Genomic DNA, 20,210 nt, shown 5'->3' with positions numbered 1-20,210 from the left:
AGATGGTACGTCCACCTGTAGCTGAGCGACGCGGCGTGTCTTCGATTCGGCTAACAGAGTCAGAAAGACATGCGATGGAAGAGGCCGCCTCGAAGCTGGGCTTGAAATCGGTTTCTGACTATTTAAGACACCTTCATCGGCAGCATGCAGAGTCAAAGCCAACTGACGGTCGCTCGCGCACCGGCGACGGTGGAGCAAATTTGAGTGAATTTCTTCTCACAAATCACGGTACGATATTTGAAGGAAATTCGCTGTCTTGGCTGCATGATCACGCAAAGCCCAATAGCGTAGACTTAATTATGACCAGCCCTCCCTTTGGCTTGGTCAGAAAGAAGACCTATGGTAATGAGGATGCAGATCTTTACTGCAATTGGTTTAGGCCTTTCGCAGAGGGTTTTAAACGCGTACTAAAAGACACTGGATCACTGGTAATCGACATTGGTGGAGCGTGGAAGCCGGGCTTACCCACGAGAAGTCTTTATAATTTCGAACTCCTGATAATGCTTTGCCGTGAATATGGATTCCATCTTTGTCAAGAGCATTATTGGTGGAACCCCGCCAAACTGCCGACGCCGGCCGAATGGGTGAATGTTCGTCGAGTTCGGGTTAAAGATGCTGTTAATACGATATGGTGGCTATCGCCGTCGCCGTTTCCAAAAGCAAATAATCGCAGAGTATTGGCTCCATATTCCGGCGCCATGAAAGATTTGCTAAAAAATGGCTACACGGCCAAAATGCGGCCGTCCGGTCATGATATCTCAACAAAATTTCAAAAAGATAATGGCGGCGCCGTTCCACCAAACTTGCTGGCTATAGCAAACACTGAATCAAATGGTGTTTATCAAGATTTTTGTCGGGCAAATAATCGAGAAATTCACCCGGCTAGGTTTCCCGCGCTGCTTCCTGAATATTTTATTCGTATGCTGACCGATCAAGGAGATCTTGTAGTCGATCCGTTCGGCGGATCATGCGTGACTGGCATGGTGGCGGAGTCATTAAAGCGGAAGTGGGTGTGCGTTGAAATGAACCGCGAATATTTGCATGGTGCGAAAGCAAGATTCAGCGGCACCGCGCGCGGGAAAGCGACGCAATCAAAGAATCGGCAAATATCTTATGAGATCCCCGCGCCATGTGGAGTGCCCGTGGACGAAAGCCTTACTCCGTTTTTTGCCGACGGTGGAGCAGCCCGCTCAGGAAACGCATCGGCAGTGCTTGATGACGATCGCAAGATTGAGTCCGTGACGATGCAGATTCGCCGACCACGTGTGGTGAAGGCTGCTTAACAGTCACCTTGCGAACCGGCGTTTGACCGAAATTCCAACTCGGATCAGCCAGAGCTGCGCTTGCGGCATTCAGGCCAACTTGGGAGGTTATTTGGTCGCGCCACTGAGACCCTCTGCTTGCCGCCACTAGCGGTGACAATGCGCCCCAACTTCGCCGTGCGAGCGCGTTTTGCTTTTGGGTTGATCTGCCTGATTCACAGGTCAATAACTTGGCGGCGATTGCAGAGGCGCAGCAGCGTCCTCGCGCGACTGTCATTCGTGACGCCATCGAAGCATACATTGCGCAACGCAGACACGCACGTGGCGCTGATGTATCTGGGTTTTGGGAGGACAAGAGGGATGACGGTCTGACATACCAACAGCAGCTTCGCTCCGCATGGCGACGCCGGTCATCCCCGCAATCCAGCTCGGTTATTTGTTGAGCGGCTTCATGCTGTAGCTGTGGATATTTCCGTGGACCCTGTCTGCAGCTTGCTGCTTCGTCAGCTTGCTCGATTCTGCACCGGATTGCGGAGCCGGATTGGACGGTTTAATGGGTGCGAGGGATTGCCTATGCAGGTTGCTATAGAGCCTATCGGCGGCCTGTTTCGAGGGCGTATCGGCCGAAGACGCATTGGCCTATGCCGCCAGCGAAACGAAAAACACGGTAACGAATACTTCTTTCAACTTGGCTCCATGCTGCATGACCGTTCTAACGGGCTTCACGCCGAGTTTTTTTTACAAAAACTTCATCCCCGAAACCCTGACCTTTCGCGATGCGGCGCCCGCCGAGTCATCCCGAAGTTTTCACCTTTCGCGCCGCAGAGCCGGTCGAGCCATCCCTAAAGCTCAGCCCTTTCGCGATGCAGGGTCGGCCGAGTCATCCCCGAAACCCTGACCTTTCGAGATGCGGCGCCCGCCGAGTCACCCCAAAAGTTTTGACCTTTCGTGCCGTAGTATCGGTCGAGCTCTCTCCAAAACCGGACCGTTACGCATCGGCAGCGTGCGGTCAGTCCTGCATCGCATATCGACTCGCGCGCGCATCATGCAGCGCGTGATGCCGGCCACCATGCTCGCGAAAGTACATTTCCGAGCGTTCGGGGCACAGCGCTTGGCCGATATGGCACGCCAACCAGCCCTCCGGCACATCGCCGACGAGATCCACGAACAGATCCCAGTCGCCCGCATAGTCGAAGCACAGCATGCGCTCTTGCTCGCCGTCGAACTCAGCCAGCCACGCGAGTAGTTCGGCGCGCAAGGCGTCACGCGTGAAGACCCGGCCCGGCTGCTGGCCGAGTTGCGGTATCACCGCCTCGCGCACGAAGGCGGTACAGGTCGCATCGTCGTAATCCGAGCGCTCACCGTAGAACTCGCGGCCATCGTCAGCGACAAGCGCGATCGAAATCAGATCGCAGTCGATGAAGCCGTGAATACGGTATCAACAAAAAGACGCAAGATCTGGCCTATTCAATCTGAGTCCGTCAACTACGTGCGCTTTTGCAGTAACTTCGACAATTGGTCATTCTTCCTGCGCAAGCCTGCGAAAGTCCTTTAGTTCTTCGCTTTCAGATACGCCAAGAAAAGCACTCATGGGGACAGCTCTCATGATCATCTGCACCGTCAGCATCGAATGGAATTCAATTTGTTCTCGTCTGCGCGGTGAGCACGCTTTAGGGCGTTGCGGGCTTGGTTCATTCCGGCGACAAAGCACCGATCGCATGGATCGATGCAGCGCACGACATTCGCGCTTACCGGTTGGCAGACGGCTGTCCACAAACGTTATCGATCAGAAGGCGCCCGTGCGCAACCTTTCTTGCAGTCTTCGCTGTAGATGACAGGCGATTTTTCGCGCCGTCGGCTTGGGTCTTCTGCGGCGGCCCGGTACCGTGGCAACCCTCTCCGACCACTCCTGAATTTTTTTTCGCAGGAGTAAGAATTCGACGGAGCGATCTGTCCGGAGCCGGACCTTCAAAGGTTTCCTTACCCCCTCCCCCTTAGCCGCGACCCTCTCGTCGGGCCGGTAAAGGCGCAACGCAGCGAGGGCAAACACGCTAGGAGCTGATTTATGGACGCATTAATTTATTGTCTTGGCATTGCCCAGCGCTTCATGGAGCTTCTTGCCACTCGTCTCCAAAACCTCGACTACAGCGTCAGACATCTCGCGCAAAGGCGCCTGTCTGATGTCTTCGGCGGACGTAAGCATCACGCTTGCACCTTCCAATGAGACGATTGCGTAATTGACGAGTGCCCGCAGCCGTGCAATCTCTTGTTCTTGATCCATGGTCTATCCAAGTAATTGAGCGAACGGGTTGTCTGCGTTCTTTTTCCCGCCAACCGCCACCTTTGATCGATCGGCGGGCGACATGCCAAACTTCCCGAGCATCGCCTCCAAGCGAGCCAGCTTAGCGGCCGTGAAGTCCGCCCAATTGACGCGCGAATCGGCTAGCAGCCGCGCGGCGAGCTCGACCGTAATGCGATCGGAGGCTGTGAGTACATCCCGTGGCGCGCCGCTCGCGATGTCGTTCCATGCGGCAAGCTCGGCGCCAGAAAAATACGCAGGCGGATCGCCGAGAGGACCGGAAGCGTCGGGCTCTTCACGCCGCCGGCTCGGATTCCGTTTGTACGAGCCGCGCATCTCCAAAACTTTGGCTGGCGTGCGTGGACGCGCCATGACTACTTCTCTCCAAATGCGCGCGATGTCGCGCTGTATGAACCCATTGAGCTGCCGCTCGCGCGAGCATGCTTTTTCAATTTTTTCCGCCTAAATTTTGAGCAAATTCGTCAGAAGCGAAACGCAGTTCTTATTTTAATCAAAGATTTACAAGTAGCGAGTCAAACTAGAATTTTGTGGATGTATAAATTCGACGGAACGGTCGGTCCCGGGGCGAACCGCCTCAGGCTTTTGATCCCCCCTCCCCCTGCTCGCTTCAAATCACCTTCAGCAAACGACAGCTTGAAGTTGCAGAGCAGCCCTTGCGAGACTTTTAGCGCGGATGTCCCGCTCAAAGCGATGAGAGTTCAGTTTGCGACGAGCAACGCGTCCGAAGCGCGAATCGCAACCGCCCGCTTGTAGGCCGCATTGCTGAAACGCCGACGGTCGGTTCAAATATCGGGGAGCCGCTGTGCTCACGTTGCCTTGAGCACATCGGTGGTGCGCGGATTGGGGCGCTGCGTGCAAGGAAGCTCCACCGTGCGAGCAGTCTAGTCCGTCGACCATTTCGGCCACCCGAATCGAAGCCTTCAAATTGTCGTCGTGTTGTGGAAAGGCGGTAGCTGACACACGGGTAACGCACATACCAGCATAGCTGCTGAACTGTTTGGGTCGACGTGCCGTAGATACTATGGGCGGGCAATCCAATCGAATAACCCCAAGACGAGGCCATCATGAGACGTTTTCACATTGCGTTGGCTGTTGCGAACCTCGACGAATCGATCTTGGACTACAGCCGTCGTCTGGGACACCCACCCTTCGCCGTCGTACCAGGCCAGTACGCAATGTGGCGCACGGATCTGCTCAACTTCTCGATCAACGAGAAACCTGCGCAGGCGGGGCAATTACGCCACGTGGGGTTCGAAGACGACACCGCAGAAGGGTATTCGAGCAGCACCGACGTGAACGGACTCGAATGGGAGTTCTTCTCGGCCGCCGAGCAGGACGCTCGCATTGTCAGTGCTTATGGCGTTCCCGTGCGCCATCGTGAGGTATAGATAGCTACAGTGTGTCGTGATTAGGTCGTAATTGACCGGTGCAGGCCTGGTCGGAGGAAGGCCCCGGGGCGCTGCTGTCTGAAGTGATTAATTGACGGTCGACTGCACCGGCCGCCCTATATAGGACTGGCTTCGGCGGTGTGGCCATTGAGCAACGTGTCGTTGAGGCCGTTCGAATGACCGCTCAACTGAAGAATGCTGCTGAATTTCTTGGACCCGTCGAACGAAGCCGCCCCTGCCACACCTTGATCCGGCAAACCGATATTCAGGCACCATACGCCGCCTGCGAAAGCGCTACCTTAGTCGCCGCAGTCGCATTGGCGGCATGTTGTCGGTTCCTCTGCTTGAACGTCATCGGTGATAACTATCGATGACGTCCGCAGGTAAGGCGATGTTGCGCCATTTCCGGCGAATCCTTGGTGGGATCGAGGACTCGCAATTGACATGGTGGAGTTTCAAACCACGACCGAGACAGTCCGAGGGCGCGTTCGTGCAGCTTCCAACGAATCTGCACTTTCAGGCTTTTTCCCGGAATGCACTTTCGCGGTTCATGGGCGATCGGGCAGTGAAGGTTCAAATAATCTCGACGAGAAGGTCAAGTTCGTATGACGCTCAACCATTCTGCCTAATGATCCGGCGAGCGCGATCGATGAGGTCCTGAGCCCGCTGCTGATCGGTGAACACCTCACCCGACGCGCGCTTGACCGATGCCGTCGAGGTCGCGTCTGTGCCTGGAAGGATGTTGCCGGCGCACGCCGTGTCGCGCGGCGGCATCGCGCCCGTCAGGAAGTAATTGGCGACGTTCGTATCGACGCAGGCCGTGCCATACGGGAAGAGTCCGTGCGAATACTCGCCCTTCACGAGGATCATGCTTGCGGAAGGAAGCTGGGCAAGCGTCGCCTGTGCACCGGAGAGCGGGGTCAGCATGTCATTCTCGGACTGCAGCATAAGCATCGGCGACGATGATTTCGCGGCGCTCGACAAGGCTGGCTTGGTCACCGTCACCGGACCCCAGAACATGCAGGGGTTGTCGAGGTCAGAACTATCGGCAATAGGCGCCTCACGCGTGATCGTCATTGCGCGGCTCACCCAGAACGCCGGATTCGTCGATACGGGCGCATCTGAGCAATGCACCGCCATGTTGACCCATTCGGTCGGCGCCGCGGTTGCAGCGTAGACATGCGTGAGCGATTCCACGTAGGCTGGATAAGAGCCGAGTGCAAGCGATTTGGCCGCTTCGTTTCGTTCGCTGTCGTTCGGGAAGTAGATGTAATTCGAAAGTGCGGCGCCATACGCCTCGGGCGTCGGCTGCGTAGCGCTCGCCTGCGTGATTGCATAGGCTGCGGTCATGACCACGACCGTGCCGTCGACGGCTTCGTGATACGGCATCGTCTTATAGAGTTGTTCGTGAAGATAGCTGCGCGACCAGTCCGGCGCGTTCGTGAAGATTCCGCGAATGCCGGCGAGCGTGTTCGGTAGTGCGACCTGATCCACCTTCGTCAATGCGTAGAGCGAGATCAGATCGTCGTAGAGCTTTTGCTCCGCCACGGCTTGCGACTGCAGCGGAAGCGGCAGCTCGTAATCGACGGAACTGTCGAGCAGAAAGCGCCCGGTCTGCTCCGGGAACAGCGACGCGTACCACGCGCCGAGCAGCGTACCGTACGAATAGCCGATGTAGTTAAGCTTTTGGTCACCCAGTGCAGCGCGGATGATGTCCATGTCGCGCGCGGTAGCGTCCGTGTTGATGAACGGCGTGATCGGCGTGTTGCGGCATGCATCGGCCATCAGCTTGTCGTTGTACAGCGCGCTATCCACATTCGCCTGGCTCAGATCATTCGGCAGCCAGTTGACATGCTTGAGCGGCGCGTTGAGCGAACATTCGAGCAGCGTGCTATGGCCGACGCCGCGCGGCGAGAATCCGATGAAGTCGAACTTGCGCGACATGTCGTATAGGCCGCGATAGCCGCCGCTCGCCGGATTGACGAGCCGCGCGAGACCAGCCCGCAGCGCGCCGAGGGTAAAGCCATCGCCACCAGGGCCGCCGGGATTGAAGAGAATCGCGCCGACACGTTCCTTCGGCGCGGCAGCTGCCACGCGCATTACGCCGATGGATATGTCGCCCGCTGCGGGATGCGCGTAGTCCATGGGCGCGTTGATCTGCGCGCAGGTCAGGTCGGAGCCCAGCGCGCTGACCTCCAGCGGCGGCAGCTCATCGGTTTCGCTGGCGGTGCATGGCGACCAGCGTATCGGCTGCGTCTTGTAGGAGGCAAGAGGATCGGGCTGCGCGTCACTGCCGCCGCATCCGGCGATCAGTGCAGCCAAGCCGAACGATGCCGCGACGAGCAGCGTACGGGCGCGGACGTGGTTGAACACCGGCGCCTCCGAAAGCTGACTCTTAAGCCGCTCGAGCAACTGATATGTTCGTGTGTTCTTGTTCATTTTTTTCGGCAATTTGCGCTTTTCCTGACAAGATTCTTTTAACGGCAAGCCAATCGAAAACTGTTGTAGGCGTTGAAATAAATCTCTCGAATAGCCAACTTTGCGGAATCGTTCTGACGGCGCGACGTTCGTCACTAAAGCGTCTAGTAGCCAATTGGAAGCTTTGATAAAGAGTGCCCCACTCCATGGTTTTGCCTCGGGCGTGAACGTCGCGTGCGCCGGCAGGGCCCCTTTGCCTGCAGGTGCGACCTTGTTCTTCACAGTGAACCGGTGCGTGCAGGCACCCCGCCGATCTATGGCAGGCGGTCTAGTACGTTGCGCTTGTTATTAAAGTCGCCGTTGTGCGTGATCGACAATCCCGCTCTTTGCGACCCGCAAAGACGGAGCGGCGTGACGCGCTTGCAGATCGTCGGGGCTCCGCCACAGACTGGCGGCGGAGAGCATGCTCAACGCGCGCCCCGGATTGCGAGCGAGTAGTCGTCGCCGATGCGGGCACCGTCGGGACGCAGGATAAGCGCGCGCCGTTTGAGTTCGTCGAAGGAACAGGACCGGCCGAGCAACCCGAGACGATAGCTATAGTCGTCGGCGTGTCCGCTCAGTAACACTTTCCAGCTATAGCGCAGGTGCGGCGCAACGGTGCGTGCATGGCGAAGGATGTTCGTCGTGCAGTTATTGAAGAGCGTGTGATAGTACTCGGGACGCTCGTTCAGCACGGTCACGCGACGCATGTAGTCCCTGAACAATGCGCGCACGGTCTCGGGACTCACATCGGCGCGATACAGGCACACACGCTCCCGACGAACATCGGTGCGCACGCCGATCAGATCGCGCTCGTCGGCGACGACGTAAATCAGATCGTAGTGCCTGAAGAAGCCTTTCCACGTCGAGTAGTGCTGGCCGGTCCGGCGGCGTGTTTCGATCGATATCGACAGATAGCGTCCGTCGTCGAAACCGAAGCTCAAGAAGACATGCGCGATCGAATCATGCGCCCAGCGCGACACGACCAGATCGACACTATGCAGCCGCCCCAGGTCGTAGTCGGCATCGAAATATGCGGGCGTGTAATCGTCGCGAGTGCGGTATTCGAAGTGGCGGATATTGCGAATACGAACGTTGTCACCCTGCCAAATGGCAGAGGGCGTGCGGGCATATTCTTCGATCCACGGTCCCGAACGTGTCACCCTTGACTCCATGACATGTTCGCAACGAACAGCAACTGCGAGATCACGTTGAGCGCGACGAACGTGACGTGAAAAACCTGATTGCGCGTGCGCATGGCAAACAGGCAGCCGACGGCGAAGATCGCGGTTTTGCACCAATACATATCGCCGAGGCCGGCCACATGCAGTTCGCCCTTTATATACGAATCCCCGATATCGATCACGCTTTCAGCCAGCGCGAGACCAAAAAACCACCCGCGCCGCGACATGAAATAGTCCTGGTAATCCGAGTAGTCGCGCAGGGAATCCGGGAATAGCATCGCGCTCATCAGATAGATGATAAACGCGTAGAAAATAAGGTACAGATAGATGCCGAAGGTCCACACCGGAATTTCGCGCAACGAGAATTCCCACCACCAGAATTGCAGAATGTTAAGGATCAGCGACCCGACCCACGCCATATGAATCGGATAAATATTTCTTCGCGACGGATGCTGAATGGCCGAACTCAGGCCCTTGAGCATGTGCGTCAGCCCGAGACTGACGATCATGCCCATCACAATGCGTACGTGAGTGAACTTCTCCATGATGCGTGTCGCCTGTGGTCTGGCGATTCAGCCGCGGCGGGCACGGCGAGCCTGTCTCAGGCTCAGCATGGTCAGCGCGAACCAGCCGATGGCCGGCGGATGCGTCACCACGCGTAAAGCGCGTGCGTAATCGAGCACGAGTCCCGGCGTCCACGCCATCGTGTGCGCGCGATGACGAAGCTGGGCGGCGATCCACATCTCGGGCGTGACGATCAGGCGAAACGCATCCATCCAGCCGCCCTCGCGGTACGCCGTGCCTTCGAGCGCAGCCTCAATGCCTTCAGCCACCGTGCTTGAGCAGTTGCGGTTGGTGAGGTTATAGATTTCAGTCGCCTTGTAGCTGCGCGCGAAGGCTTCGAGGCGCGCAGCGTCGAAACGGCGGAAGGAAATGCGTGTGGTCGACTCGCACCAAGCCGCCGCTTCTTCGGGATAGTTTGGCAGATAGCGCCCAGGGACGTTATTGGAGGCATCGGCACGCAGCAAACGCGCGAATTCATCCGGCGACCGGTCGATTTCCACGGCAGGATACAGGCTCAAATAGAGATCGCTTGCTTCGAGCGCGGCATGGCCGGTCGAAATGACGCCGTCGACATCGACGGCCGCGATATAACGATCGACCACGGGACGGCTCAGCGCCTTGTTTTTCGCTGAACCGACGGGCGTCCAGACATGGACGATCATGGGTTCGGGATTGGATGTGGCGGTGACCGACACTTGCGCCGCTTCGGCGCGGACCTGCTTGCGCAGCCGCAGATATAGCCAGATCATGCGAAGGCCGCTGACGGCCATCCACATGCCGATGCAATAGGGCACCGTGCCGCGGTAATGCGTCGGATACGGCTGAAAGAAGATAATCGCCAGCACGATACTCCCGATGCCGAGCGCGATCGTCGAGCGCCAGTGGCGATACCGTACCATCCACGCCGCCGCGATCAGCAACGCGCCTTCTAGCGCGAAGCCCGCACCGAAGATCATCGCGAGGAGAAAGTCGGAATAGCTGTGACGCGCGATTACCAGCACGCCGATCAGCACGCCGATCACGCCTTTCGCGAAGCGAAAGCGTGTCTGGAGCGACAGGCCGCTTTTGGCCAGCACGATCGCCGCGACGCCTTCGGCCGCCAGCAGCACGCCGAAGCTTTGCAGGGGGAACCAGAGTGCGCCGTCGAGCGCGTCGGCCACCACGAATGCGCCCATACCGAGCCACACCGTGCCGAGCAGGAGCAGTGCCCGCAGATGGCGGCTGATGTATCGCGCGCCGAGTAGATGAAGCAGAAGCTGGATCATTTCGCAACGCCCTCTGCGATTGGGGAACTGAAATCGTCGTGCGCGTCAGCCATTTCGCGGCGCAGGCACATTTGCAGCGCTTCGATCGCGCGTGCGTGACGCAAGCGCACGGCGCGCAGGCGCTTCGGATCGCGTCTCAACGCATCGCTTTCCTGTTCCACGCGCGCGCGGCGTTCGTCTTCGAGCAGCGAGGCAATGACAGCATCGCCCCGGCGGCTTGCATCGAGCAGGCGCACGAAGGCATGAACGTTTTGGGCGGAGATCGAATGCGCCTTTTCGCCGATGGCGAGCGCGCGGTTCCAGATCGACACGCCGATCGCGGCGACCCATACAAGCACGTTGGCGGGCACGATCCACGCGGGCAACGGCAACGCCTGTTCGGCGCCATGCAGCCAGTTATGCGCGCCGTTTGCATCCGGCGCGCCGATGGCGGACGATACCGCGCTCTCCAGCGCATGATGCCGCGCCACTTCGATATCGACACCCTTAGATGCGAGCAGCAGCGCAACCACGAACAACACAATGCCGGCGACGAATATGTTCTGGCGATGCTCGCCCTCGTAGATCGAGCCGATGGCCTCGCGCAGCGAATCGAGCATCAGCACGGAGGCGACGATCGGCAATTCCGCGCTGCCGAGAAAATTCACAATACCGTGATTTCCGCCCACTTGCGCGTGCAGCATGGTCAGCACGGCGGTAACGAACACGGTGAGGACGACGCCGCCGACGGCGTCGGCGAATACTGCCTTTTTCATGATGTTGAGCGCTTCCAAATTAGGCAATGCGGCCCGCGACATCGTGTCGGATGCTGCGGCCTTCATGATCTTCTAACGGAGCATCACGGCAGAACTTGAGCGCTAAGCTACCTTCGTCGCCAGATCGGTGGAAATTGCTGCGTCGCGCGGCTTGTCTCGCGTGCTACCTGAGCAGCAGATAGTGAATGGGGTTGTCGTCGCATTGACCGGCTCCGCACTCGAGCACGGTGCAAAGCAGATTCGCGCCGATCAACACGACGAACACCAGGTACGCCGCGCGCGCGCCCCGGCCGTTGCCGGCTGTCGCCAGAACCTTCTTCCGCCTACTTGCCATATCCTTCGCGACGAATATCAGCGCGACATAGCTCACCGTGGCGAGTGCCGCAATCAGCGACCACGTGTAGAAATGCAGGCCGAAAAGTGTCGAGCCATAACCGGGATCGCCGGGCAGCAGATGGAGCGAGACCTGCCGCATCGAAATCAATCCGGTGACGAGGCTGCCGACGAGAACCATCGCGTAATGCACACCACGCTCGCCCACGCGCACGTTGAACAAGAAGCCCATGCCGATCGCAATAAAGCCTGCGCGTTGTAACAGGCAGAGCGGGCAGGGTAATTCGCCATGCGCGAACTGATAATAAAAGGCGACCAACAGGATGAGCGTCGTGCCGAGCAGGCCAAGCATATTCAGTTTCCAGACGCCCGATGCTCCCGCTGCGTCGCGCCTGTCGAGTGTGTCCATCGTCGCCTCAGAATGAGAAATTGAGCGGGTCGGTCGCGTGATAAAAGAACCACGCGATCGTCACGGCCACCGTTCCGGTCCACACGGCATAGCTCCAGCCAGTGCGCGCGCGCAGACGAGGAAGGCCGAGCAGCACGCAGTTCGCGAGTGCCAGGAGGAAGGGTAAAAACATATACATAGGGTGAAGTCCTCGATCGCCCGTTGCGGGCGCTGGCGAGAAGCGGGCGTTATTGCGTGACGAGCACGGGAATTTCGAGCGGTCCGTTGCGGGTGGACGCTGCAGCGGCGGCAGGCGCGGTGTTGAACCGGATGTAGTCCGTCGAGCCGACTGTCGCGTTGTCGGCCACCTTGACCGTGACGCGTCTGTAACCGGCGTACCGCGAACCCTTGCCCGTCGAGATCGTCAGCCACGAAGGGGAATCGACGAGTTGCCAGCCCAGCCGGTACGGCGTCGAGGCGTCGCCGGCATAGACATCGATGGTAGTGGTCTGTCCCGGTTTGAGACGCAAAGGCGCGGGATCGTCCACGTCGACCGACCGATACGAACCGTCATCCAGGGGCACCTTAACGTCGAAGACCGGCGGCGAGACGGTGATCGTATAGGGCTTGTCGCTGCTATAGCCGTAGAGCGACGCCCGGTTGAATGCCACGTTCATCGGAAACACGCCGGGCCGCATGAAGTAGCCGAAGTTGCCGGACATTTCGTTGACAGTGACGCGCACATCGTCGGGTTGGGTCTGATGCGTGCCGTCGTTCGGGACGCGAAATAGGCCCCATGCTGTCATCTGCACGCCACCGACGGTGGTCGGATCGGCATCGAAGAGGTCGCCCCCAAAGCTGAAGCCGACCGACGTCGCGTGCGAAAGCGCAAACTTGAGTTGCCCGTCCGACGAAGAGTTGATCACGTTGACGGCGCTGTAGGAATAGCTCGTCGCCACTTCGCTCGACACGCTTACTTCCGGACCTTTATCGCCGACCTTCAGTCCCGAGCCGATTTTCTCGGCGTGCGACTTATTGCGAAGAACGGTTTGCGGAGCCGAACCTTCAATGATGCCCGCGACCGTCTGACTGCCGCGAAGCACCGAGAGGTTAAAGGCGAGGGTGTGGTCGTTATTGAAGAAGCCGCAGATTTGCGAATCGCAGTTGCCTTTCGAGCGCGGATTCGCGCTCCAGATTGCGCGCACGAGATAGTAGTCGTCGTTGAGATAGGAGTTGAGACGGAACACGGCCATATTCAGTTGCACATTGCCCGTGGATTGATCGGCGAAATAGGTGTTGGTGCGCGCGTTCAGCTGGTATGTCTGGCGGCTGGAACCGATCAAGGTCCACGCGGTAGGATCGGGCATGGCGAAGCCGGGCGTCTGCGCATCCTTTTTCACTGCGCGCAAGTCCGCCGATTTCGCGATGGAGACAGCCGTGTCGCTAGCGAAGGTAGTCTGGGCAGCGCGCAAGGTTGCAAGGCAGTCGGACACTTGGGCGTCGAGCGTATCGGCGCTTCCGGCATAAGCGCACTCGGTCGGCGCATTGCTGTCATCCACCGAGCGGGCGAGCACAAAACGCTGCTTGGCCGCGTCGTCGCTCGAGGTTCTCGGCGCGGACGATGCGGGTACCGAATTGATCACGAGGCTGTCCGATGCGGGATCGACGGCTTGCACGCCATCGAGCGATGCGAACATCGGGGCCTGATCGGCCGGGTTCCAAGGATCAATTACGCCATCGGAAACGATGGCGTAACCGGCGTTGTAGTGCGCGATGACCGAGCACATGTCGGCGTTGCGTGAATCGACCTGGAAGACCGGATAGCCCGTTACGTCGGGCACTGCGGCGGTCGATTGGCAGCTGGCCGGGGCGTTGGTCATCGCGGCGTTGACGGATGCGGGCGTCGAGTCTGAGCCGCCGCATCCCGACACGATTGCGGTCAGAACGATGAAGCCGATACCTACCGGCAACCGAAGCCTGCGTTCGAAGAGGGCCTTTGATCTCGCGTTCAGTTTCATTGAGCAGCTGCATCTCTGATTGGTTCTGTATGAACCTATAACGGCGACGATCTTGAAAACTGAAACGAATGCGTAAGAGTTCGTCGGCGTTTCTTAAGGAGGCAAATGCTGCGGGATCGAAGATTTTGCTCAACGCCGCTCGCGCTTGCCATCGTCCAGCGTCTTGCTCAAGACGTTGCGCAACGCGCTGAGCGAGCGCATGGACATGGTGTTTGGCGCAAATTAATAATGAGCCACTTCGCGCGAAGTAATACTGAGCCACCTTCAGTATTTTTGCGGATCATCCGTTCAGGCTTTCGCCGGTAAGACTCAGGCCATCACGAGTCGTCGCCAAAATGAGCGCGTACACCCTAAGTGAGACGTGGGTCCATCTCCGATTGCGGCAGCTTCTGCTGCGCTAGGCTCATGGATTGTCAATCGGGCGATGAAACACTGGGGACCCTAGGGCAAGGGGGTATCTGAGATCTGGAGACCTTTCGACGCGGACACAGACCGTCCTCTCACGCGCAGAAAAAATCCCCTTTTAACAAGAAATGTTAAAGGCTTTAACATGGCCCTAATTACATCAGATCCTGTACTGGCGGGGCTCTGAGCGAATTCGAGGCGTGTTAAAGCGATGTTAAAGGGATGTTAAACATGTTAAAGATGTTAAAGCGGGAGAGACCTCCAGCGGAGGCGATCGGCGACTCGAACTTCTAATTTCATGAAATGAAAACTCGACAAGGTGGTCGGTCCCAGAATGATCGCCTCAGACTGTGGATACCCCCCCTACATCGTCGCTACCTCGATTAGAACGAAAGGCGCGAACGCTCAGCCAACCTCGACAGAACCCCAGGCGCGGATGGCGAGCACCAGGCGCGGGAAGCTGAACTTGCGGCACGCGGCACGTTTAAAGGGCTTCCGCATCCGGCCATGCACGGTCACTCGACGTGCTCATTTAGATCGTTAGCAATTGGCACGCTGGCATGCCGTTAGTTCGCTGCTCACAGGAGACGTTCGGCGAGTAGAGCGGAGAAACGCGGCGCTAGATGGCTGTGAGACTGAATTTGCTACCGCCTCCCATTCGTTGAGTTGGCAGGTGCGCTCCGGTGGCCCCAAGCCACCTTCGCTGCAGGGCGGCTACATGGAGCATGGGGATTTAATCAAGCTGAAGTCCAAACGCCCGCCTCAAGCTTTTGTCGACCTGCCCGAACGGCGCAAAGCGTCGCAAGAGGCTAAGCACCCTCGCCCTGCCGTCCGCAGGCTGTCTCAGCCGATACGTGCCGCGAACTATCGAAAGGATCTTTCCCGCCACCTCCTCGGGCGGTGGTCCGTCGTTGATCTGTTGCCGCACGGCGTTGACGCTCTGGGCGCAAGCGGCGGCGTAATCTTCAATCACCGCCTGGGTCCGCGTTGCGTTTATGTCTAAGTTCGTTCGACTAAAGCTTGGCTCAACGAGCACGACTCGCACGCCAAACGCCCGCACCTCGTGATCGAGCGATTCCGAGAGACCCTCCAAAGCGTGCTTGCTGCTCGCGTACAGCCCCATGTAAGGAGCAGGCAAAAAGCCCAGTACCGAACTAATATTAAGGACGAGGCCGCTTCGATTTCTGCGCATGGACGGCAAAACGGCCCTCAAGACCCGCAGCACACCAAATACATTTACATCGAACAGTGCCGTCGCCTCGGCATCGCTGGTGGCTTCGACAGGGCCAACCAGCGAAACCCCGGCGTTGTTAATCACAATGTCGATTCGCCCGGCTTTTTCAATGATCTTGCTCACGGCCGTCACGACGGATGCATCGTCTTGCACGTCCATTCCGACGTACTCAACACCGGGTGCGGTTGCAGCGGCTTCGGGTCTGCGAACGCCGCCAAATACGCGGTAGCCAGCGCCCGCCAGTGTTCGTGCGGTCGCGTCACCGATACCAGAGGACGCCCCTGTAATCAACACCACTGAACCTTCAGCTTTCATATCCTCTCCACTACGTCTCGGGCACCTCAGAACCTGTCGGTCACTCGCAGCAAACAGCAAAGAGGGGTCAGCGCACGCCGAGCATGATTTGCGCAACTTCGTCGGCGGCGTCGATCTGAGGCCAGTGCCCCGCATCCAGTGCGTGGAGTGAGGCGTTCTTCGCCTGCGACTGAATGTTCTGCGCGACGCTCAGGTGAAGGTAAGGGTCGGCATTACCCCAGACCAGATGAAGCGGAACCGCAGAGCGCCTGAGATCGACGATCCGAGCCGTGTTCGCCGCCACCTCCTCATGCAACTGCGACGTCATTTGCGCGAACGCGACGGCTGCGCTTGGCTGTTGGCGAAAGTTGTTGTCAATGACAGGGCCGAGGAACTCAAAGTAGTTCACTTTCTGTTCGTCGGTTAGGCCGTGCTGAAGCAGGTTGCGCTGAAAATCAATCAGCCAGGCAAACTGCTGAGGACTTTGCAGGAAGTGCGTCGCCAGCTTGCGCAAGTTCCTGTTCGCAAAGAGCTCGATCAGTTCAGGCACCCGCAGGCCCGGCGCATCTCCGTAAAACGCGTTCATTACCACGACCGCGCTTGTAAGGTCGGGGTGTTTCAGCGAGAAGTTGATGGCTGCGGGTCCACCGGCGTCGTGGCCGACAGGAATGATCTGCTCGATGGCGAGCGCCTCGACGACCGCTTCGAGATCACCTAGTTGTTGCGGGAAACTATATTGCGCCCCGACCAGCTTATCGGACCCGCCAAAGCCGAGGAAGTCGACTGCGACCACTCGTCTGCCCGCCGAGACAAGGCGAGGTATGAGCAAGTCGTAGATGTGCGAGTCGTCCGGAAAGCCGTGCAGCAAGACGAATGCGGGACCAGTGCCGGCGAAGTCGCGGACGTAGACACTCCCGCCGTTACGCTTGACGCGGTGCTCGACGAATTGCGGCAGGGGGGGACTGGTAGTTGCCATTTCGAACTTCTCCTTTCTAGTCGGGGTTTGGCACACAGCGAATTGCGCGGAGCAACGCTATCCGCGTTGGTCAGCATCTGGTTCGCCGCCTGGCTGATCGCTTTTGTAAAGTGCTTCAAGTCGAGGGCGTAGCCCGCTCAAGTCGTAGCCAGCGGCGGTGATCCGTTGCATGATTTCCTCTGGCTCGATCGACGCGCCGACCGATAGCGCCCACAGCGTGGCGGCCCGTCCACCGGTGCGGCAATACGCGATCACGGGGCCATCCAACGTTTCGAGCGCAGACGAAAACTCCGCGGCATCTTCAGCCGTGACTTTTCCAGGTAAAACGGGAATCGCGGCGAAACCAAGTCCGACCATGCGGGCTGCCACACGCATTTCGGCGATGGTGGGCTGCCCCGGTTCCTCGGCGTCGGGACGGTTGACGACGACGGAGAGAAAACCTCGCGCCTTTGCCTCGCCAATATCGGCAATGCTCAGTTGTGGACTGACCGACAGGTTCGGCGCAAGCTCTTTGGGGTTCATCAGAATCCTTCTGGGGTTCGCTTACGAGAACAAGTTGACGGGGCGAGAAAGGCCCCGCGCATTCGCTTTGAGCGAATCAACCGGGACAGCTTCGCTGTCGGACCTGAAACGGCTCCTTTGCATGCGACCAATCAATCAGATCGTATCGAGCGGAATCCTTAGGTAGCGCCGGCCGTTGCTTTCCACGCGCGGTAGTGCACCGCCGCGGATGTTCACCTGGATGGCCGGAAGGATGAGTTTCGGAACGGCCAATGTTGCGTCGCGCGCGTTACGGGCAGCGACGAACTCGCCTTCCGTCACGCCTTCACGAGCATGCACATTCGCCATACGTTCTGCGCCAATCGTTGTTTGCCAGGCGTAAGTGTCACGTCCCGGTGCCTTATAGTCGTGACAGAGAAAGAGCCGCGCTTCGTCGGGCAAGCGGAGGAGCCTCCGAATCGAGCGATAGAGCTGGCCTGCATCGCCGCCCGGGAAATCTGCTCGCGCGGTACCGTAGTCCGGCATGAAGAGCGTGTCACCGCAAAACACAGCGTCGCCGATCACATAAGCTACGTCCGCCGGCGTGTGGCCTGGAACGTTGAGCACGGTGCATTCAAGCGTCCCGATTGTGAATAGTTCGCCGTCGTCAAACAGGTGATCGAATTGCGATCCGTCTCGCTTGAACTCGGGCTCGGCGTTAAAAATGTCGCCAAAAATCTGCTGGACGGCCGTGATGGCGCGCCCGATGGCGATCTTCCCACCCACTTTCGCCTGCAGAAAAGGCGCAGCGGAGAGATGGTCAGCATGAGCGTGGGTTTCAAGCAGCCATTCTATTGATAGCCCCTCCGATTCGACGTAGGCAACGACAGCTTGCGCTGACCGCGTTGACGTGCGCCCTGCGGGTGCATCGAAATCGAGCACTGAATCAATAACGGCCGCTGTGAGTGTGACCGGATCGTGCACGACATAGGTTGCAGTGCACGTGCTTTCGTCGAAAAACGAACGTACTATCGGCGTCTTGCGGTCGCCGATTTGTGTCTTAACAATGCCAGCCGACGCACGTTCAAGCGACTGATCCAAGATTTTTTTCCCAGCTCGATGTTATTGCATCGTAGCTCGGTAAAGCTCCTCGGTCTTGGACAAAGCGACGGCACGATGGACAAAACGCGGTCAGATGCCTGGAATGAGGGCGGACTAGCTGAGGACGCGGCGCGTAAATGCATGTGTCAGCGTGCGCGGTTCTGTAGCCGCCAATCCTTCGGCCTACAGCCAACGAGGCGAACGAACACCCGAGAAAAATGGCTCTGATCAAAAAGCCACAGTCAGCTGCAATGGCGGCAAGACTCGCGTCCGTGCCGCGCAGTTGCGATTTCGCGCGATCGATCCTGCGTCTCATTAGCCATTGATGCGGCGAGATTCCGGCTGTTTGTTTGAACGCTTCGGCGAAGTAGCTCGCGGAAAGATCGCATTGGCTTGCGAGCTCGAGAATGGACGGGTTGCCATTCAGGTTCGCCTCGAAGAAATCGATAATGCGTTGCATCTGCCACGGAGCCAGCTTGGGACGCTGGACAGGCCCTGAAGTGCCGCTTGCGCCATATCGGGCTATCACGTGCTCGCAAAACGCGACGGCGAGGGCATCGACCAAAAGCGCATTTACCTCGCCGGGCCGCTCCAGAATGGGCACTAACGTCTGCGAAAAATGAAACAGCACGGCGTCCCATTCACCGAAGCCCTGCTGCACGAGCCCGTCGATGCGGCGCCGACCCTTCTGATAAACAAATTCGTCGATCGTGCCCTGCGAGATGTAGAGTCGGATGTTGTCGAACGGTTTGTCGAGCCGGCGTGTGGGACCATCGCGCAAGTCCAGCAGACAGGACCAGCCAGGTTTGCCAGCGTCTGCTGAACGGGCGGTCGGCTTGCCGGAGTAACGAATATCCGGGTTAAGGTTGGCAATGAGCGGTACCTGAAAGATGAACGCTTCTTCCGGCTTTGGCGCGAGTGAGCGGCCTGGCTGAGGCCGATCGTTGGTCAACCTCGAGAATATGATCGGGGGTGCCAACGTTGCCACGCCGGCCCGTAGCGTCGGTACATCCCGTAGTGAAAAGCTTCTCGCAAGGCTCGCTTCAAACGAAAGCGGCCTGTGATCAGCGCGACTAATTTCATTCATATCTATCTTTCGTGATGCCGGAGTGTCGGTGTCCGTTCTGCTGTTTCACCGACGTTACGCCGTAGTCTCGCGGCCAGTTTGAACGACGGGAGAATAGCTTAGCTCAGTTCGATTTATTTTCAGCACCGGCACCCGCTTCGGATCCACATTCCGGCGCCGGCAATTGCTGCTGCGGTCACGGATGACCGTTTCGGAGCAATCCGAGCGACGGCAGTGGGTCGGGACTTCGCGTTGGCGAGTGGCCGTTGTCGGGCAGCCAAACACCATTGACCGCTTTGCGGCGATAAGTTCGTAGCTCGGATGTGCTCATCCCGACCCGATGCCGCCTTACGTAGTGGCATTGGCATCACGTCTGTTTCCAAGCTTCAGCGGTCGTTCGCGCTTGCCGAGTTGCGCCACTTTGCCGTGGCCTCCAGCGAACAGCGCACCGATATCGTTCAGCTCAATTTGTCCATCGCACAGCTGGATTGCGCCACCGAGCAGAATGCGTCGCTCGTCGAGAAGCGGCCGCTGCGATCGAAGAGCAGGCTCAGCGACTGCGCGAGACTGCGGCGGTGTTCTGCATCGTCTGAGTGCGGCAGGCGCAGCGCAACGAAGGGGCGCCTGCCGCCCCGCTCCTACGTCCGGCTGCGGTACAGTGCTGCCTGCACTGCAAGGGGCTGGACATGAATGCCAGAAGGAAACCTAATACACACAATG

At 58.5% G+C, this 20,210-nt stretch carries 19 protein-coding genes; 2 read left to right on the top strand and 17 right to left on the bottom strand.

The genetic code is table 11. The features are described from left to right. Window positions 1-74: 74 nt before the first annotated feature. Complete coding sequence (locus NCT03_RS00160; protein WP_250491621.1) at window positions 75-1,283, top strand: DNA-methyltransferase; 1,209 nt, start codon at window positions 75-77, stop codon at window positions 1,281-1,283. Window positions 1,284-2,271: 988 nt separating this feature from the next. Here the strand turns inward: NCT03_RS00160 and NCT03_RS00150 are convergent. The 3 genes from NCT03_RS00150 to NCT03_RS00140 all read right to left on the bottom strand — a co-directional run bounded on the left by NCT03_RS00150 (window position 2,272) and on the right by NCT03_RS00140 (window position 3,933). Next, window positions 2,272-2,571: a hypothetical protein gene (locus NCT03_RS00150; RefSeq protein WP_250491620.1), complete on the bottom strand. Its 300-nt coding sequence runs from the start codon at window positions 2,569-2,571 to the stop codon at window positions 2,272-2,274. A gap of 765 nt (window positions 2,572-3,336) precedes the next feature. Then, window positions 3,337-3,543: a hypothetical protein gene (locus NCT03_RS00145; protein WP_250491619.1), complete on the bottom strand. Its 207-nt coding sequence runs from the start codon at window positions 3,541-3,543 to the stop codon at window positions 3,337-3,339. Between the two features lie 3 nt (window positions 3,544-3,546). Continuing rightward, complete coding sequence (locus NCT03_RS00140) at window positions 3,547-3,933, bottom strand: hypothetical protein (protein ID WP_250491618.1); 387 nt, start codon at window positions 3,931-3,933, stop codon at window positions 3,547-3,549. Between the two features lie 713 nt (window positions 3,934-4,646). Between NCT03_RS00140 and NCT03_RS00135 the strand changes: the two genes are divergently transcribed. Further along, window positions 4,647-4,970 (top strand): VOC family protein, encoded by a 324-nt coding sequence (locus NCT03_RS00135; RefSeq protein ID WP_250491617.1) that lies wholly within the window; start codon window positions 4,647-4,649, stop codon window positions 4,968-4,970. Between the two features lie 612 nt (window positions 4,971-5,582). On the opposite strand, the gene NCT03_RS00130 is transcribed toward NCT03_RS00135, so the two are convergent. The 14 genes from NCT03_RS00130 to NCT03_RS00065 all read right to left on the bottom strand — a co-directional run bounded on the left by NCT03_RS00130 (window position 5,583) and on the right by NCT03_RS00065 (window position 19,511). Beyond that, entirely contained in the window at window positions 5,583-7,343 is a 1,761-nt protein-coding gene (locus tag NCT03_RS00130) for an alpha/beta fold hydrolase (RefSeq protein ID WP_250491616.1), read from the bottom strand. A 22-nt stretch (window positions 7,344-7,365) separates the two neighbouring features. Next, the gene (locus NCT03_RS00125; RefSeq protein ID WP_250491615.1) at window positions 7,366-7,596 is read right to left on the bottom strand and encodes a hypothetical protein; all 231 of its coding nucleotides are present in this window, start codon (window positions 7,594-7,596) and stop codon (window positions 7,366-7,368) included. Window positions 7,597-7,855: 259 nt separating this feature from the next. Further along, window positions 7,856-8,590 carry an Lnb N-terminal periplasmic domain-containing protein gene (locus NCT03_RS00120; RefSeq protein ID WP_250491614.1) on the bottom strand — a complete coding sequence of 245 codons (735 nt, stop codon included), beginning with the start codon at window positions 8,588-8,590 and terminating at the stop codon, window positions 7,856-7,858. After that, window positions 8,587-9,156 (bottom strand): hypothetical protein, encoded by a 570-nt coding sequence (locus NCT03_RS00115; RefSeq protein WP_250491613.1) that lies wholly within the window; start codon window positions 9,154-9,156, stop codon window positions 8,587-8,589. Before NCT03_RS00115 ends, NCT03_RS00120 begins: the two co-directional genes overlap by 4 nt. 27 nt (window positions 9,157-9,183) lie before the next feature. Beyond that, entirely contained in the window at window positions 9,184-10,440 is a 1,257-nt protein-coding gene (locus tag NCT03_RS00110; RefSeq protein WP_250491612.1) for an HdeD family acid-resistance protein, read from the bottom strand. Then, window positions 10,437-11,195 (bottom strand): hypothetical protein, encoded by a 759-nt coding sequence (locus NCT03_RS00105; RefSeq protein ID WP_250491611.1) that lies wholly within the window; start codon window positions 11,193-11,195, stop codon window positions 10,437-10,439. Before NCT03_RS00105 ends, NCT03_RS00110 begins: the two co-directional genes overlap by 4 nt. A 163-nt stretch (window positions 11,196-11,358) precedes the next feature. Further along, window positions 11,359-11,880: a disulfide bond formation protein B gene (locus NCT03_RS00100; protein WP_250491610.1), complete on the bottom strand. Its 522-nt coding sequence runs from the start codon at window positions 11,878-11,880 to the stop codon at window positions 11,359-11,361. A gap of 64 nt (window positions 11,881-11,944) precedes the next feature. Beyond that, window positions 11,945-12,115 (bottom strand): DUF5993 family protein, encoded by a 171-nt coding sequence (locus NCT03_RS00095; RefSeq protein ID WP_250491609.1) that lies wholly within the window; start codon window positions 12,113-12,115, stop codon window positions 11,945-11,947. 49 nt (window positions 12,116-12,164) lie between these two features. Beyond that, window positions 12,165-13,886 (bottom strand): hypothetical protein, encoded by a 1,722-nt coding sequence (locus NCT03_RS00090; RefSeq protein ID WP_250491608.1) that lies wholly within the window; start codon window positions 13,884-13,886, stop codon window positions 12,165-12,167. A gap of 1,186 nt (window positions 13,887-15,072) precedes the next feature. Then, the gene (locus NCT03_RS00085; protein WP_250491607.1) at window positions 15,073-15,888 is read right to left on the bottom strand and encodes an oxidoreductase; all 816 of its coding nucleotides are present in this window, start codon (window positions 15,886-15,888) and stop codon (window positions 15,073-15,075) included. Window positions 15,889-15,955: 67 nt separating this feature from the next. Continuing rightward, window positions 15,956-16,843 carry an alpha/beta fold hydrolase gene (locus tag NCT03_RS00080; RefSeq protein ID WP_250491606.1) on the bottom strand — a complete coding sequence of 296 codons (888 nt, stop codon included), beginning with the start codon at window positions 16,841-16,843 and terminating at the stop codon, window positions 15,956-15,958. Between the two features lie 57 nt (window positions 16,844-16,900). Beyond that, on the bottom strand, window positions 16,901-17,365 hold the full coding sequence (locus tag NCT03_RS00075) for a protein tyrosine phosphatase family protein (RefSeq protein ID WP_250491605.1): 465 nt from the start codon (window positions 17,363-17,365) through the stop codon (window positions 16,901-16,903). 135 nt (window positions 17,366-17,500) lie between these two features. Beyond that, on the bottom strand, window positions 17,501-18,376 hold the full coding sequence (locus NCT03_RS00070; protein WP_250491643.1) for an MBL fold metallo-hydrolase: 876 nt from the start codon (window positions 18,374-18,376) through the stop codon (window positions 17,501-17,503). Between the two features lie 31 nt (window positions 18,377-18,407). After that, window positions 18,408-19,511, bottom strand: a complete 1,104-nt coding sequence (locus NCT03_RS00065; RefSeq protein WP_250491604.1) for a helix-turn-helix transcriptional regulator — start codon at window positions 19,509-19,511, stop codon at window positions 18,408-18,410. Window positions 19,512-20,210 lie beyond the last annotated feature (699 nt).

It is taken from the genome of Caballeronia sp. GAWG1-1 (assembly GCF_023631465.1).
Lineage (GTDB): Bacteria > Pseudomonadota > Gammaproteobacteria > Burkholderiales > Burkholderiaceae > Caballeronia.
Note: the sequence above shows the minus strand (reverse complement) of the source record. Positions and strands in the feature narration are given on the sequence as shown.